Annotated in this window: 12 protein-coding genes; 5 read left to right on the forward strand and 7 right to left on the reverse strand. The window is 73.3% G+C overall.

Going from position 1 to position 16,021, the window contains the following annotated elements; genetic code table 11:
• Positions 1 to 8 precede the first annotated feature (8 nt).
• The gene (locus tag BMW67_RS07490; RefSeq protein WP_072746168.1) at positions 9 to 1,670 is read right to left on the reverse strand and encodes an electron transfer flavoprotein-ubiquinone oxidoreductase; all 1,662 of its coding nucleotides are present in this window, start codon (positions 1,668 to 1,670) and stop codon (positions 9 to 11) included.
• 294 nt (positions 1,671 to 1,964) lie between these two features.
• Here BMW67_RS07490 and BMW67_RS07495 point away from each other — a divergent pair, with 294 nt between their 5' ends.
• Both BMW67_RS07495 and moaB read left to right on the forward strand, forming a co-directional pair.
• Positions 1,965 to 2,816, forward strand: a complete 852-nt coding sequence (locus tag BMW67_RS07495; RefSeq protein WP_245728488.1) for a uracil-DNA glycosylase — start codon at positions 1,965 to 1,967, stop codon at positions 2,814 to 2,816.
• Positions 2,813 to 3,355, forward strand: a complete 543-nt coding sequence (gene moaB, locus BMW67_RS07500) for a molybdenum cofactor biosynthesis protein B (protein ID WP_072746166.1) — start codon at positions 2,813 to 2,815, stop codon at positions 3,353 to 3,355. Before BMW67_RS07495 ends, moaB begins: the two co-directional genes overlap by 4 nt.
• Before the next feature lie 12 nt (positions 3,356 to 3,367).
• Here moaB and BMW67_RS07505 read toward each other — a convergent pair whose 3' ends face one another.
• The gene (locus tag BMW67_RS07505; protein ID WP_072746165.1) at positions 3,368 to 5,854 is read right to left on the reverse strand and encodes a penicillin acylase family protein; all 2,487 of its coding nucleotides are present in this window, start codon (positions 5,852 to 5,854) and stop codon (positions 3,368 to 3,370) included.
• 131 nt (positions 5,855 to 5,985) lie between these two features.
• Here BMW67_RS07505 and BMW67_RS07510 point away from each other — a divergent pair, with 131 nt between their 5' ends.
• The gene (locus BMW67_RS07510; RefSeq protein WP_072746164.1) at positions 5,986 to 6,849 is read left to right on the forward strand and encodes an NAD(P)-dependent oxidoreductase; all 864 of its coding nucleotides are present in this window, start codon (positions 5,986 to 5,988) and stop codon (positions 6,847 to 6,849) included.
• 33 nt (positions 6,850 to 6,882) lie between these two features.
• On the opposite strand, the gene BMW67_RS07515 is transcribed toward BMW67_RS07510, so the two are convergent.
• The 3 genes from BMW67_RS07515 to hemB form a co-directional block, all read right to left on the reverse strand.
• The gene (locus BMW67_RS07515; RefSeq protein WP_072746163.1) at positions 6,883 to 7,440 is read right to left on the reverse strand and encodes a lipid-binding SYLF domain-containing protein; all 558 of its coding nucleotides are present in this window, start codon (positions 7,438 to 7,440) and stop codon (positions 6,883 to 6,885) included.
• 83 nt (positions 7,441 to 7,523) lie between these two features.
• On the reverse strand, positions 7,524 to 8,174 hold the full coding sequence (locus BMW67_RS07520; protein ID WP_072746162.1) for a glutathione S-transferase family protein: 651 nt from the start codon (positions 8,172 to 8,174) through the stop codon (positions 7,524 to 7,526).
• Complete coding sequence (gene hemB, locus BMW67_RS07525) at positions 8,171 to 9,178, reverse strand: porphobilinogen synthase (protein WP_072746161.1); 1,008 nt, start codon at positions 9,176 to 9,178, stop codon at positions 8,171 to 8,173. Before hemB ends, BMW67_RS07520 begins: the two co-directional genes overlap by 4 nt.
• A gap of 151 nt (positions 9,179 to 9,329) precedes the next feature.
• On the opposite strand from hemB, the gene BMW67_RS07530 reads away from it, so the two are divergent.
• Together BMW67_RS07530 and mfd are read left to right on the forward strand one after the other, a co-directional pair.
• Positions 9,330 to 9,833 (forward strand): hypothetical protein, encoded by a 504-nt coding sequence (locus tag BMW67_RS07530; RefSeq protein WP_072746160.1) that lies wholly within the window; start codon positions 9,330 to 9,332, stop codon positions 9,831 to 9,833.
• A gap of 533 nt (positions 9,834 to 10,366) precedes the next feature.
• On the forward strand, positions 10,367 to 14,104 hold the full coding sequence (gene mfd / locus BMW67_RS07535) for a transcription-repair coupling factor (protein WP_091764192.1): 3,738 nt from the start codon (positions 10,367 to 10,369) through the stop codon (positions 14,102 to 14,104).
• Between the two features lie 733 nt (positions 14,105 to 14,837).
• Here the strand turns inward: mfd and BMW67_RS07540 are convergent.
• Both BMW67_RS07540 and BMW67_RS07545 read right to left on the reverse strand, forming a co-directional pair.
• Positions 14,838 to 15,344 (reverse strand): hypothetical protein, encoded by a 507-nt coding sequence (locus BMW67_RS07540; protein ID WP_072746159.1) that lies wholly within the window; start codon positions 15,342 to 15,344, stop codon positions 14,838 to 14,840.
• Between the two features lie 25 nt (positions 15,345 to 15,369).
• Positions 15,370 to 16,005, reverse strand: a complete 636-nt coding sequence (locus BMW67_RS07545) for a DsbA family oxidoreductase (protein ID WP_072746158.1) — start codon at positions 16,003 to 16,005, stop codon at positions 15,370 to 15,372.
• Positions 16,006 to 16,021 lie beyond the last annotated feature (16 nt).

Consider the following 16,021-nt stretch of genomic DNA (forward strand, 5'->3'; position numbering starts at 1 on the left):
CGCGGGCGTCACATGTTGGGATAGTTCGGCCCGTCGCCGCCCTGGGGCGTGGTCCATTCGATGTTCTGCGCGGGGTCCTTGATGTCGCAGGTCTTGCAGTGCACGCAGTTCTGGAAGTTGATGACGAAGCGCGGCTCGGCATCCGGCGCGTCTCGGACCACCTCGTAGACCCCGGCGGGGCAGTAGCGCTGGGCCGGCTCGTCGTATTTGGGCAGGTTCCAGCGGATCGGGATGTCGGGATCCTTGAGCTTCAGATGGCAGGGCTGGCTTTCCTCGTGATTGGTGAACGAGTAGGCCACGTTGGTCAGCCGGTCGAAGCTGAGCTTGCCATCGGGCTTGGGGTATTCGATGCGCTCGAAGCGGTCGGCGCGGCCGGTGGCGGCGGCGTCGGTCTTGCCGTGGCGCAGCGTGCCGAACAGGGTGCGCCCGCGGGCAAGCGTCGCGAACCACATGTCCAGCCCGCCCAGGGCCAGCCCGCCCAGAAGGCCATAGCGCGACCACAGCGGCTTGACGTTGCGCACGGGCTTGAGGTCGCGGGCGATGGGGCCGGTGCGCACTTCCTCTTCATAGGCCGTCAGCTCGTCCGAGGCGCGGCCGGCGCGCAGCGCCTCGAAGGCCGCCTCGGCGGCCGCCTTGCCCGACAGCATGGCGTTGTGGTTGCCCTTGATGCGCGGCAGGTTGACCATGCCCGCCGAGCAGCCCAGCAGCGCGCCGCCCGGGAAGGTCAGCTTGGGCAGCGACTGCCAGCCGCCCTCGGAGATCGCGCGCGCGCCGTAGGCGATGCGCTTGCCGCCCTCGAGCACCGAGGCGATGGCCGGATGGTGCTTGAAGCGCTGGAACTCCATGTAGGGGAACAGGTGCGGGTTCTCGTAGTTCAGATGCACCACGAAGCCGATATACACCTGATTGTTCTCGGCGTGATACATGAACGAGCCGCCGCCCGCGTTCTTGCCCAGCGGCCAGCCCATGGTGTGCGTGACCTGGCCCGGCTTGTGGTTCTCGGGGCGGATCTCCCAGATCTCCTTCATGCCGATGCCGTATTTCTGCACGTCCGAATTGGCGTCGAGGCCGTAGCGCGCGATCACCTGCTTGGAGAGCGAGCCGCGCACGCCCTCGGCGAGGAAGACGTATTTGCCCAGCAGCTCCATGCCCGGCTCGTAATTCGGACCCGGCGTGCCGTCGGACAGGCGCCCGAACTCGCCCGCGACCACGCCGCGCACCTCGCCGTTCTCGCCATAGACCAGCTCCGAGCAGGACATGCCCGGGAAGATCTCGACGCCCAGCGCCTCGGCCTGCTCGGCCATCCAGCGGCACACATTGCCCATCGAGACGATGTAGTTGCCGTGATTGTCCATGAGCGGCGGCATGGGCCAGTTGGGAATGCGCAGCTCGCCATGCTCGCCCATCAGAAGGAAGCGGTCCTCGGTCACCGGGACGTTGAGCGGGGCGCCCTTCTCCTTCCAGTCGGGGATGAGGGCCGTCAGGCCCGAGGGATCGAGCACCGCGCCCGACAGGATGTGCGCGCCGACCTCGGCGCCCTTCTCCAGCACCACGACCGAGACGTCGTCGCCTCCCAGCTGCTTGAGCCGGATGGCGGCCGAAAGCCCGGCCGGGCCGGCGCCGACGATGACGACGTCGTATTCCATGGACTCGCGGGTGATCTCGGACATGGCGGCTCCTCGAGCTTGGCCGCGCGCGCGCGCGGTGGCGTGGATGGCGGTCAGGCGAAGGCCTAGCCACAGCGCCCGGCGCCGTCAATGGCGACGTTGCGGCCCTTGGCCCCCTGGCGGAACGCCGTTCCGCAAATGCGGCGCGCAAAACCCTCCCCGCGCGATCCGCGCCGCGGGGCGCATGCGCTCTCGACTGCGCCGCGCGGGGCGCTAAGGTTCCGGCGCATGGACGACAGCGGACCCAGCGGCGATTCGCAGCGCCCGGCGCCGGATTCGCGCGCCGAGCTCCTGGCCATGCTCGCCTTGCAGATCGACCTTGGCGCGGACGAGGCCATCCTGGACGCGCCGGTCGATCGCTTCGCCGAAAGCGCGGCGGCGCCCGCGCGCCGGCCGGCCGGCGCGCCCGCTTCGCCGCGCCCCGGCGCCGGGCGGGGCGCGGCCGCCGCGCCGGTCCGCGCCCCGCGCCCGGCGCCCGAGCCGCCCGCCGGCGAAGAGGCCGCGCGCATCGCCGCCGCCTGCGCCACGCTGGACGAGCTGCGCGCCGCGCTCGAGGCCTTCGAGCGTTGCGCGCTCAAGCGCGGGGCGCGCTCGACGGTGTTCGCAGACGGGCTGCCGGGGGCGCGGCTGATGGCGATCGGCGAGGCGCCCGGCCGCGACGAGGATCTGCAGGGCAAGCCCTTCGTCGGCCGCTCGGGGGCGCTGCTGGACCGGATGCTGGCGGCCATCGGGCTGGACCGGCGCGCCGAGGACCCGGACAAGGGGGTCTACATCTCGAACCTGATTCCCTGGCGCCCGCTCGAGAACCGCACCCCCTCGGAAGACGAGGCGGCGATGATGCTGCCCTTCCTCGAGCGGCACATCGAGCTGGCGCGCCCGCGCTTTCTGCTGCTGCTGGGCTCGACGCCCACGCGCGCGCTGCTGGGCCGAGGGGCGGGGGTGACGCGCATGCGCGGCAAATGGGCGCGTTGGCGCGACGTGCCGGCCATGGCCACCTTTCACCCCGCCTATCTGCTGCGCCGCCCGCTGATGAAGCGCGAGGCATGGCGCGACCTGCGCGCGCTGCGCGCCGCGCTGGACGGCGCCCCGCCCGGCCAGGGCGCGGACGCCGCGAACCCGTCCGACCGACCCGCCGGAGATCCCGCATGAGCCGCATCGACGAAAGCCTGCCCTTCATTCCCCTGCGCATCGCCGTGCTGACGGTGTCGGACACGCGCGGGCTCGAGGACGACCGCTCGGGCGACACGCTGGTCGGATGCCTGACCGAGGCCGGGCATGTCCTGGCCGACCGGCGCATCCTGCCCGACGAGCGCGAGGCCATCGCCGCGCAGCTGCGCGCCTGGTGCGAGGATCCGCAGGTGGACGCGGTCATCACCACCGGCGGCACCGGGCTGACCGGGCGCGACGTCACCGTCGAGGCCCATCGCGACGTCTACGAGAAGGAGATCGAGGCCTTCGGCGTGATCTTCGCCATGATCTCGTTCCGCAAGATCGGCACCTCGGCGGTGCAGTCGCGCGCCTGCGCGGGGGTGGCCAGGGGCACCTATCTGTTCGCGCTGCCCGGCTCGCCTGGCGCGTGCCGCGACGGCTGGGACGAGATCCTGTCGCTGCAGCTCGACTACCGCCACCGGCCGTGCAACTTCGTCGAGATCATGCCCCGCCTCGAGGAGCATCTGCGCCGCAAGTGAGCGCGTCGCCGCTCAGCCCCTTTCGTCCGACCCCTCGGGCCCGAGGGGCGTGAGCAGCGTCACGCCCTGCGCGCCGGCCTCGGCATCGGCGAAGTCGAGCGACATGCGCAGCGCGTCGCCCCGCCGCCACAGCAGCGACTGGTCGTCGTAGAAGCGCGAGAGCGGATGCCCGCTCTGCCCGGTCGAGATCACGATCAGCGAGCTGTCGGGATCGGCGAAGTCCACCACCATGCGCATCCCCGCCGCGGTGACCACCTTGTGCGGCTCGGGACCCGAGCCCGCGCCCTGCGCGCGCAGCAGCGTGAAGTCGCCGCCCGAGGCTTCGTGCGTGATGTTGACCAGCGGCGCCAGCAGCGCGAAGCGGCCCAGCGGCGTGTGCTCGTGCGTGGCGACATGGGCCTCGCCCCAGCGCCAGCCGCGCGGGTCGGGGCCGTAGCGCTCGGCCAGCGCGCCCAGCGCGTCGTCCAGCGCCAGCGCGGCCATCTCGGCGCAGGTCTCGACGCGGGTGGTCTTGTTCACGTCGCACCACGCGCCCGCGCCGCCGATGTCGCGGAACACGCGCTCGACGAAGACCGGGCGCGGGCCGGCGACCAGCTCGACCGCGGGGCCCAGCTCGTCGGCCGCCAGGCGCAGGGTCAGGCGGCGCATCCACTCGGCGAAGATCAGCGGCTCGGGGGCGTGCTGGGTCATCTCGCCGTTCCACTCGCCCAGCATCTCGAGCGCCTCGCGCCGGCGCGCCTCGACCGGGTCGGCGGGGGCGGCGGCGCCCGTCCACCACAGGTCGCGCGCGATCAGGGGCAGCACCGCACGCGCCATCTCGGACACGGCGTCGTTCTGCAGGGCGGCGGCGCCGTCGCGGCTGTGGAACTCGCGCGAGGCCAGCTCCTTGCGGATGCGGCGGATGCGGTAGGGATCGCCCCAATGGAAGCTGACATGGCGCGGATAGGGCGCCTGCGCGGTGCGGTTGTTGGCGTTGGCCACCGCCCCCGAGGCCGGGCGCATGACGCGCGGAAGGTCGGGCGTGCGCAGATAGCCCGTCCAGTCGTTCACCGCCACCCAGCCCGGCGCGGGCAGCCGCCCCTTGCCGGGGTTGAGCCGGTGGCGCAGCGGCAGGCGGCCGGCGACGATCATGCCCACGTCGCGCTCGTCGGCAAGGGTGACGTTGAGCGGCGGCGCCACATGGTCGGCCATGGCGGCGGCGCCCTCGTCGATGTCGCGCGCCAGCATCAGCCCGAAGGCGGCGGTGAACGAGCGGTCGTCCTCGGTCAGCGCCGTCCAGCTGAGCGCCGCGACATGGCCCGCGGGCGTCACCTGCGCCAGGCCCAGCTGGTCGGGCGGCAGCACCGGGCCGTGGCGCGTCCAGCGCAGCTCGACCTCCTCGGGCGGGCGGCCGGCGACCTGGATCAGCTCGCGGCGCACGCGAAAGGGCGCGTAGCCTTCGGGCGTCAGGTAGCGCGAGGGGTCTTCGGGGTCGAGCTTCTCGATGTAGATGTCGGCGTCGTCGCCGTAGCTGGCGGTCAGCCCCCAGGCGAGGCGCTCGTTGCGGCCGATCAGGATCAGCGGCAGCCCCGGCACGGCGGCGCCCATGATCCCGCCGACTCCCGGCAGCTCGAGCCGCGCCAGGTGCCAGATCGAGGGCGCCGACAGCCACAGATGCGGATCGTTCGCCAGAATGGGCTTGCCCGCGGCGGTGCGCGCGCCGCTCAGCGCCCAGGCGTTCGACGCGCCGCCCCGCCCGGCCGCCGGCAGCGCCTGCGCCGTGCGCGGCGCGCCCGCCGCGGGGCGGGCGAAGCGCAGGCCGGGGAACAGCGCGGCGTAGTCGGGCAGGGCGATGGAGCCGTCTTCGGGGTAGTCGGGGTCAATGTCGCGCAGCCGCTCGGCGGGCAGCAGCAGCGACAGCGCGGCGCGGCGCACCTCGGCCGCGGCATGGTCGCTCAGGCGCAGCGCCAGCAGCTTGGCGATCGACAGGCTGTCGGCGGGCGTCCAGGGGGCGATGCTGCGCGAGAAGAACAGGAATTCGGGGGCGCCGCGCCCCAGCGCCTGGTCGGCCACCGCGCGCAGCCGCGCGTTGACCCCGCGCGCATAGGCCTCGAGCGCGGCGCGCGCGCGCGGGCTTTGCCGCGCCACCGCCGCGCGCGCCAGGCGATGCAGGTCCAGCGCGCGCATCATCCGGTCCACCGGCAGCAGCGCAGGGCCGAACAGCTCGGCCAGGCGGCCCTGGGCGGCGCGGCGGTTCAGCTCCATCTGCCACAGCCGGTCCTGCGCGTGGGCGAAGCCGAGGGCGAAGAACGCATCCTCTTCGGTCTCGGCGCGGATGTGGGGAACGGCGTGCGCGTCGCGCAGAATCCGCGCCGGCGCGCCCAGCCCGCGCACGGCGAAGTCGCGGTCGTAGTCGGGCAGCGACCCGGCCACCAGCAGATAGGCCGCCGCCAGCGCCAGCGCGCTCAGCGCCGCAAGCGCGCCCAGCGCGCGATAGAGCCATTTGAACGCCGTCGCCATGCCCGCCCGCTTCCTCGGCCTGTCTTCCGTTCCGGCCGCGCGCCGCGATTCGGCCCGCGCGCTTGACCTGAACATCGCGGGCCGTCAGTTTCCAGACCCAAGCGCCGCATCGTCGCAAGGAGGGAAAGCGCATGGCCAAGGTCGCCTTCATCGGTCTGGGCGTGATGGGATATCCGATGGCCGGACATCTGGTCGCGAACGGGCACGAGGTCACGGTCTACAACCGCACGCATCTCAAGGCCGAGAAATGGGTCGCCCAGCATGGCGGGCGCATGGCCGCCAGCCCCGCGGGCGCGGCCGAGGGGGCCGAGTTCGTCTTCGCCTGCGTGGGCGACGACGACGATCTGCGCTCGGTCACCACCGGCCCCGGCGGCGCCTTCGAGGCGCTCGAGCCCGGCATGATCTTCGTCGATCACACCACCGCCTCGGCCCGCGTCGCGCGCGAGCTGCACGCCCACGCCGCCGAGCACGGCGCCCATTTCATCGACGCGCCCGTCTCGGGCGGGCAGTCGGGCGCCGAGAACGGCGTGCTGACGGTGATGTGCGGCGGCGAAGAGGGGCCCTACGCCCGCGCCGAGCCGCTCATCATGTCCTACGCGCGTTCGTGCCGCCTGATGGGGCCGTCCGGCGCGGGGCAGCTGACCAAGATGGTCAACCAGATCTGCATCGCCGGGCTGGTGCAGGGCCTGTCCGAGGGGCTGGCCTTCGCGATCAAGGCCGGGCTCGACGCCAAGGCGGTGGTCGAGGTGATCTCGAAGGGGGCCGCCGGTTCGTGGCAGATGGAGAACCGCGGCCCGACCATGATCGACGACAAGTTCGATTTCGGCTTCGCCGTCGACTGGATGCGCAAGGATCTGAAGATCTGCCTCGAGGAAGCCGACGCCAACGGCGCGGCGCTGCCGGTCACGGCGCTGGTGGACCAGTTCTACAAGGACGTGCAGGCCATGGGCGGCGGCCGCTGGGACACCTCGAGCCTGATCCGCCGCCTGCGCTGAGCGGCGCGGCCGGCGCGCGTCGCGCCGGCCGCGTCAGCGCTTGATGCGGGTGTATTTCGCGCCCTCGAGCGACAGCCCCGCCATGATCCCGCGCTCGCCGAACACGACCTCGATCACCGGGTGGCGCGCCGTGGTGGTCGAGATGCCCGCCTGAAGCCCGTCCTCGGGGGTGACGACCTGCGCGTCGGCGCCCAGCTCCCACCCCTCCGAGCGGCGGAACTTCTCGAGCGCGGCGGTGGTCATGAACAGCAGCGCCTGCGACATGCGCTGCACGCCCGCCTGAAGGCCGAAGCTGGCGGCGGCGACGGCGTAGTAGTCCACCGTCACGCCGTTGATGCGCAGCGCGCCCTCGCCATAGGCGCCGCCGATCAGGAAGCCGGCCTTGGTGATTTCGGGCATGACCAGCACGCCGCGCGCCTTTTGCAGCAGCTCGCGCATTTCGGGCGACTGGGCGCGCAGCTCGGCCAGCGCCTTGTCCACCTTGTAGTCGATGACGGCCGCGTCCTCGGCCCGCGCCCGGCGCGCGGCGCCGAGCGCCAGCGGCAGGGCGGCCAGACCGGCCAGGAATTCGCGACGATGGGCGCCTCTCATGGGCCTTCTCCTTGTGCTGCCCGGAACGATGCGTTCCGCCTCGGGCCGAGTCTGGCGCCGCCGCGCGGCCGGAGCAAGGCCGCTCAGCCTTCCAGCAGCGCCGGGTCGGGACGGCGCGCGTCCTTGCCCTCGGCCGCGGCGGCGCGGAAATGGGGCCGCTCGGCCAGGCGCGCCATGTAGGCGGCGACCTCGGGCAGCAGCGCGACCCGGCCGATGCGCATCAGGTGCAGCGTGTAGCCCATGGCGATGTCCGCCGCCGAGAAGCCGCGCGCCAGGATGTGCCCGCCCGCCGCCACCCGCGCGGCCAGGGCGCGCTGGGCGCGGGCGATCTGGTCCTCGAGATAGGCGGCATGGGCGTCCGAGACCTGGTATTGCGCCATGCCCGCGCGATGCCCGGCCAGGGTGGCGACATGCGTCGCCACGCCCGCCTCGGCGTAGTGCATCCATTGCAGCCAGTCGCCGTAATCGGGATCGGCCGGGCGCGGGGCGAGCGGGGTCGGGCCGTAGCGGCCGCACAGATACTCCATGGCCGCGATCGACTCGAACACCCGCGTCTGTCCGTCGATCAGCGCCGGCACCTTGCCGGCCGGATTGATCCGCGTCCATTCCTCCGAGGCCAGCCATTCGCGGTCAAGCGGCAGCGAGATCACCTCGCCCTCCAGCCCCATCTCGCGCATCAGCCACAGCACGCGGAACGAGCGCGAATGGCGCACATGGAAAAGACGCAAGCTCATGCCGAACCCTCCAGCAGCTGCGCCGCGCGCGGCGCGAAATAGGTCAGGACGCCGTCGCAGCCCGCGCGCTTGAACGCCAGCAGGCTTTCCATCATCGCCTGGTCGCCGTCCAGCCAGCCATTGGCGGCGGCGGCCTGGATCATGGCGTATTCGCCCGACACCTGGTAGGCGAAGGTGGGCGCGCCGAAGGTCTCGCGCGCGCGCCGGCACACGTCCAGATAGGGCATGCCGGGCTTGACCATGATCATGTCGGCGCCTTCCTCGAGGTCCGCGGCGATCTCGCGCAGGGCCTCGTCGGTGTTGCCGGGGTCCATCTGGTAGGTCTTCTTGTCGCCCTTGAGCGCGCCCTTGGCGCCCACCGCGTCGCGGAACGGGCCGTAGAAGGCGCTGGCGTATTTCGCCGCGTAGGACATGATCGCCACATGCTGGAAGTCGTGCGCCTCGAGCGCGCGGCGGATGACGCCGATGCGCCCGTCCATCATGTCCGAGGGGCCGAGGATGTCGGCGCCCGCCTCGGCCTGCGCCAGGGCTTGCCGCTCGAGCGCCTCGAGCGTCTCGTCATTGGCCACGTCGCCGTCGCGCACGATGCCGTCATGCCCGTCCGAGTTGTAGGGGTCGAGCGCGACGTCCAGCATGACGCCCATCTGCGGCACGGCGCGCTTGATGGCGCGGGTGGCCGTGTTGACCAGGTTGTCGGGGTTCCAGGCCTCTTCGGCGCCGGGGGTCTTGCGCGCGGGGTCCGTACGCGGGAACAGCGCCATGCAGACGATGCCCAGATCCGCCGCGCGGCGCGCCGCCTCGACGGCGCGATCGACCGTCAGCCGCGAGACCCCGGGCATCGAGGGCACGGGCTCTTCGGCGTCGACGCCGTCGATCAGGAAGAGGGGCCAGATCAGGTCGCGCACGCTCAGCTCGTGCTCGCGCACAAGGTCGCGGATCCAGGGGGCGCGGCGCAGGCGGCGCGGGCGCGAAAGCGGGAACGGGGCGATGCGCGGCGAGGTCATGCGGGGGTCTCCGATGCGGCTGGCGTCGCCTTCGCAATGCCACGGGCGCGGCCGCGCGGCAAGGCTTGGGCTTCTCCTGGCCGGGGCGGGAAGGCTAAAAGGGGGCCGAGTCGGCCGCGGCGGCGCGGCGAGGCATGGGGCGGGGCGGGGCATGAGCGTCGAGACGACGGTGCACAGCATCTGGTATTGGGCGTTGCTGGCCGTTCTCTGGACCTGGGCCGGGGCCAGCGTGCACGGGGTGCCCCACCATGCCATCCGCCGCGCGGCGCTGCATGGCGGGCCGGATGCGGCGCTGTTCGACGCGCTGGCGCGCCGCAGCCTGGCGTGGATCGATTTCCGCTTCCATCGCGAGGGGTTGTGGTGGGGGCTGACCGGCGGCTTCGCCCTGTCCTCGCTGACGGTGCTGGCGCTGGGCTTCGGATACGAACCCGCGCTGGGTCTGTGGGCCGTCGCCGCGCCGTGGAGCGCGTTGTCGGTTCTGGCGCTGCGCGAGGCGCTGGCGCTGCACCGCGCCCAGCCCGCGCCCGACGAGCTGCTGCGCCGCTTCGTGCGCCGGCGCCGGATTCACGTCGGGGTCGGCTATGCGGCGGTGATGCTCACGGCCGCGGTCTTCGCGCTTGAAAGGGCTGGGGCGCTGGCTTTTCCGATGCGCTGACGCGCCGCCGCGCGGCGGCGGGGATCGGGTCCGCCTTCGCGCCCGCCGCAAGGGCCGTCGCCCTGTCAGTCGCCGCCATTTTTTCGCTGGGTCCCTGGTCCGCCCCCGCCGCGCCGTCGCTTTCGAGGGTTCCTTGCGCCGACGTGCAAGCTTGCGCGCCCCGCGGGTCTGGGTCTGGGTCTGGGTCTGGGCCCGGGTTCCCGGATTTGGCCTTGGCGGCAAGGCGTCAATCGCCGCCGGCTTCGGCCGGGCGGAACGCGCGGCGCCGCCGCGCCGCGCGCCCGAGCGCACGCGCCCGAGGGGCCGGCGCGCATGCGCAGGCCCCCGCACGCCTCGCCCCCGCACGCCTCGCCCCTGCGCGCCCCGGCCGGGCACCTCGTCCAATGGGGGCCGACCAGTCAGGCCGTCCAGGCCGCCCCCCCACCCGGCGCCCGCCTGTGCGGCCGCCCGCGCGCCCGCCTCCGCCCGTGGCCGCCCGCCTCGGCGGGCGCGCCGCGCTTGCGCGCTGGCGGCCGACGCGCTACCTCGCGCGCATGGCACGCGATCCATCCAGCACCCCCGCCAGCCCCCCCGCCCGTTCCTCCGGCGCGTCGACGCCGCCGCTCGCGCCCGGCCAGCTGCGCGTGGGCGGCGCGCCCGAGGGCTACGACGCCAAGCTGACCGCCGAGCTGGCGGCGCGCGCCGGCGGGCCGGTGCTGCATGTGGCGCGCGACGACGCCCGCCTGGCCGCCTTCGCCGAGGCGCTGGCCTTCTTCGCCCCGGATCTGCCCGTGCTGCGCTTTCCCGCCTGGGATTGCCTGCCCTATGACCGCATCTCGCCCAACCCCGAGATCGCCGCCGCGCGCATGGCGACGCTGGCCGCGCTGGCCGACGGCTTCGACCGTCCCTCGGTGGTGCTGACCACCGTCGCCGCCGCCGCCCAGCGCCTGCCCGCGCGCGAGGTGGTGCGCGGCGCCAGCTTCGTGGCCGAGGTCGGCAAGCCGCTGGATCTGGACGCGCTGCGCGACTACCTGGCGCGCATGGGCTTCAACCGCGCCTCGACGGTGACCGAGCCGGGCGACTTCGCCATCCGCGGCGGCGTCATCGACATCTTCCCCCCCGGCGCGCGCGGACCCGTGCGGCTGGACCTGTTCGGCGACATACTGGACGGCGCGCGCCGCTTCGATCCCGAAACCCAGCGCGCCACCGCCCGCCTGCGCCGGGTCGAGCTGGCGCCCGTCAGCGAGGTCATCCTGGACGAACCCGCCATCGCCCGCTTTCGCCAGCGCTATCGCGAGCTGTTCGGCGCCGCGGGCATGGACGACCCGCTCTACGAGGCCGTCAGCGCCGGGCGCAAGCACCAGGGCATGGAGCATTGGGCGCCCCTGTTCCACGAGCGCATGGAGACCCTGTTCGACTACCTGCCCGGCGCGCCCGTCAGCCTCGACCACCAGGCCGAAGAGGCCCTGGCCGCCCGGCGCGAGATGGTGGCCGACCACTACGACAACCGCCGCGCGGCCATGAACGCCAAGCCCGCCGCGGGCCTGTCGGCCCCGGTCTACAAGCCGTGCCCGCCCGAGATGCTGCACCTGACCGAGGCCGACTGGAGCGAGGCGCTGTCGGGCCGCCACCTGCGCCGCCTGTCGCCGCTGCCCCAGCCGCCGGGGCCGGGCTGCATCGACGCGGGCGGGCGCGCGGGGCGCAGCTTCGCCCCCGAGCGCCAGGCGCGCGAGGGGCGGCTGTTCGAGGCGCTGGCCGGCCATGTGCGCGCCCTGCGCGCGGCGGGCAAGACGGTGATCTTCGCCACCTATTCAGAGGGCGCGCGCGAGCGCGTGGGCACGCTGCTGTCCGATGCCGGGGTCGAGGGGCTGCGCCCCGCCGCGCGCTTCTCGGACGTTGCGCCCGACGCGGTCAACCTGGCGATCTGGGCGCTCGAGGCCGGGTTCGAGACAGACCGCCTCGCCGTGATCTCCGAGCAGGACGTGCTGGGCGACCGGCTGGTGCGCGCCCCGCGCCGGCGCCGGCGCGCCGACGCCTTCCTGACCGAGGTTGCCGACCTGTCGCCGGGCGATCTGGTCGTGCATGCCGAGCATGGCGTGGGCCGCTATCTGGGCCTTCAGACCATCGAGGCCATGGGCGCGCCGCACGAATGCGCCGCGCTCGAATACGCGGGCGGCGACAAGCTGTATCTGCCGGTCGAGAACATCGAGCTGCTGAGCCGCTACGGCCAGGAGGCCGGCCTTCTGGACCGGCTCGGCGGCGGCGCCTGGCAGGCGCGCAAGGCGAAGATGAAGGAGCGCATCCGCGACATGGCGGAGAAGCTCATCCGCGTGGCGGCCGAACGGGCGCTTCGCTCGGCGCCGCGCTTCGTCCCGCCCCATGGCCTGTGGGAAGAGTTCTGCGCCCGCTTCCCCTATCAGGAGACCGAGGACCAGCTGGCCGCCATCGACGACGTGCTGGCCGATCTGGCGTCGGGCCGGCCCATGGACCGGCTCGTGTGCGGCGACGTCGGCTTCGGCAAGACCGAGGTCGCGCTGCGCGCCGCCTTCGTCGCCGCCATGGCCGGCGCGCAGGTGGCGGTGATCGCGCCGACCACGCTGCTGGCGCGCCAGCATGCGCGCAGCTTCGCCGAGCGCTTCCGCGGCCTGCCGGTGAACGTGCGCCAGCTGTCGCGCTTCGTCGCCGCGCGCGAGGCGGCGCAGACGCGAAAGGGCCTCGCCGACGGCACGGTGGACATCGTGGTCGGCACCCACGCGCTGCTGGGCAAGGACATCCGCTTTCGCGACCTTGGGCTGCTCATCATCGACGAAGAGCAGCATTTCGGCGTGCGCCACAAGGAACGGCTCAAGCAGCTGCGCTCGGACGTGCATGTGCTGACCATGACGGCGACGCCCATCCCGCGCACGCTTCAGCAGGCCATGACCGGCGTGCGCGAGCTGTCGGTCATCGCCACGCCGCCGGTCGACCGGCTGGCCGTGCGCACCTATGTCGCGCCCTTCGATCCCGTCACCATCCGCGAGGCGCTGCTGCGCGAGCATTACCGCGGCGGGCAGTCCTTCGTGGTGTGCCCGCGCATCGCCGATCTGGACGAGATGGAGGCCTTCCTGCGCGAGCAGGTCCCCGAGGTCAGCTACGTCGTCGCCCATGGCCAGATGGCCGCGGGCGAGCTGGACGAGCGCATGAACGCCTTCTACGACGGGCGCTACGACGTGCTGCTGGCCACGACCATCGTCGAATCCGGGCTGGACATCCCCTCGGCCAACACGCTGGTGGTGCACAAGGCCGACATGTTCGGCCTGGCGCAGCTCTACCAGATCCGCGGGCGGGTGGGGCGCTCGAAGACGCGGGCCTACGCCTATCTGACAACCGAGCCGCGCAAGCGCCTGACCCCCGCCGCCGAGAAGCGGCTGAAGGTGCTGGCGGGGCTCGACAGCCTTGGCGCAGGCTTCAACCTGGCCAGCCATGACCTCGACATCCGCGGCGCGGGCAACCTTCTGGGCGAAGAGCAGTCGGGCCATGTGCGCGAGGTCGGCTTCGAGCTTTACCAGGACATGCTCGAAGAGGCGATCGCGCGCATGAAGGCCGGCGAGCTCGAGGGGCTGAGCGACGCCGACGACGAGGGCTGGTCGCCGCAGATCAATCTGGGCCTGCCGGTGCTGATCCCCGAAAGCTACGTGCCCGACCTGGACGTGCGGCTGGGGCTTTACCGGCGCCTGTCGGCCCTCGAGACGCGCGAAGAGCTCGAAGGCTTCGCGGCCGAGCTGCACGACCGCTTCGGCAAGCCCCCGCGCGAGGTCGAGACGCTGCTGCGCGTGGTTCGCGTCAAGGGCATGTGCAAGCGCGCCGGCATCGCGCGGCTGGACGGCGGGCCCAAGGGGGCGACCGTGCAGTTCCGCGGCGACCGCTTCGCCAACCCCGCCGGGCTGGCGGCCTGGCTGCAGGGGCAGAACGGGCTGGCCAAGATCCGCGACAACCGCATCGTCGTGCGCCGCGACTGGCGCGACGACGAGGACCGCCTGAAAGGCGCCTTCGCCATCGCCCGCGACCTGGCCGCCGCCGCCGGGGCGGGGGCCGCCAAGCCGGGCGCCGGGAAGGCGAAGGCGGAGGCCGGGAGCGCGGAGCGCAAGGGCGCAGAGCGCCAGGGCGCGGAGCGCCAGGGCGCGGGGCAGACGGGCGCGGGGCAGACGGGCGCAGGAAAAACGGGCGCGGAGAAAACGGGCGCGGTGGGGCAGGGCGCCAGGAAGCCGGCCGCCGCCCGGGCCTCGACCCTACGGGGCAAGCGCGGGGGCTGAGCGCCACGCGCCTTGGGCGCACGACCGCCGCCCGCCCGCGCCCTTGGCGCGCCTGACCGCCGAGCCCCGGCCCCCCGGCAGCCCCCTGCCGCGCGCGCCGGCCATTCGGCCAAGGGCGCCTTTCCCTTGCGGCGGAAGCCGCGGCGCAGCTCGTCAAACGCCCGGCCCGGATCGGAGCGCCTTCCCGCCCGCGGCGGGATCCGCGGGTTGAACATGTTCCCGTCAGGGCAGCGGCCCGCGCCTTTCCTTCGCGGCGCGCCGCCAAGGCCGCCGCCTTTTTCTCGGCGAGGTGGGCGACGGGAACGGCGCGCGCGGCGATCCGAGCGGGCCGCCTCGCCCGCCGCGTCGCTGGCGCAAGCCGGTTTCGGGCGCGACGACGCGGCAAGGGGGCGTGCGTCTTGGCCCGCCGACGGCATGGCGCGCCCGCCGCGCGTCGCCCCTCGCCCGCACCCTTGCCGATCTGCGAAGGCGCGCGCCGCCGCCGCGCCGCCTGCGGTCCGCGTGCGGCCTGCGCCCCGTGCGATCGGCGTGCGGTCTGCGTGTGCTCGACGTGTGGCCTGCGTGCAACCGGCGTGCGGCAGGGGCATGCCGATGCCGCCATGCGCGCGGGGCGGGCCGGGTGCGCCAGCCGCGCCCGGCTGGGCGAAGAAATGCCAAGGAGTCGCGACGATGCGGGGGCGTCAGGCCCGCCGTCCGCTCCCGCCTTCTTCCGTTCGCTTCGCCGGCGGGGGCGTCAGTGCGCGCCGCCCATCGCCAGGATCGCGACGCCCAGCAGCGCGGCGATGCCCACCTCGATGGCCACCAGCTTCACATGCGAATCGCGCAGGATCGCCGCCGCCACCTCGCGCCGTTCGGGCCCTTCGGCCGTCGCCGCCAGATAGGCGCTCTCGGCGTCCTGGATCTGGCGGCGGGCGGGTTCGGTGGTGAACAGGTAGACGCCCAGGATCAGCAGCAGCAGCGCGCCCGGCGCGTCGGCGCCGTTCTGCGCAAGGCGGAACAGCCCGCCCACCGCCAGCGCGATGCCCGTCAGCATCACCAGCAGAAAGCGCCAGGAATGGTCGAAGGCGCCCCGCCGCGCCGCGGCCGCCTCGGGCCCGAGGCGCGCCGCCTCGCCGCACAGCAGCGGGCAGCGGCGCCACATGACGACGCTCCACACCGCGCGCAGCGCAAAGGCCAGCGCGATCCAGCGCGCCAGCGGCTCGTCGCCGATCGCCTTGAGGATGTTCATCAACCCGTCCATGGCGCCCTCGTTTCGCGCGGCGCGGTCAGACCCGCGCGGCCAGAAGTTCGTCGATCACCTGCGACCAGAGCTCGGTTTCCTGCGCGCCCTGAAGCACATGGCGGCCGGCGACGATGAAGGTGGGTACGCCGCTCACGCCCATCTCGCGCGCGGCGGCGTCCTGCCTGCGGATCTCGTCCTTGTCGGCGTCGCTGGCCAGAAGCCGCGCGACGACTTCGGGCTCCATCCCCGCGGCGCGGGCGGCGTCGATCAGCACCTCGTGATCCGAGATGTCCTGCCCCAGCTGGAAATAGCGCCGGAACAGCTGCGAGACGACCGCCGACTGGTTGCCGGTGGCGCGCGACCACAGGATCAGCCGGTGCGCGTCAAGCGTGTTGGGCGTGCGTGCGATGCGCGAGAAGTCGATGTCCAGCCCCGCGTCGCGCGCCGCCTGCGCGATGGCGGCGTAGACCTGCGCGGCGCGCTCGGGGCCGCCGAACTTGGCTTCGAGATAGGCGCGCCGGTCCATGCCCTCGGGCGGCATGTCGGGGTTGAGCTGAAAGGGCCGCCAGGTGATGTCGAAGGGGTTCTCGCCTGCGGCTTCCAGCGCGCGGTCGAGCTTGACCTTCCCGATGTAGCACCACGGGCAGATGGGGTCGGAGATGATGTCGAGCGTGATCATGACGCGCACTCTAGCG

Source organism: Oceanicella actignis, assembly GCF_900111545.1.
In the GTDB taxonomy this organism is placed as follows: domain Bacteria; phylum Pseudomonadota; class Alphaproteobacteria; order Rhodobacterales; family Rhodobacteraceae; genus Oceanicella; species Oceanicella actignis.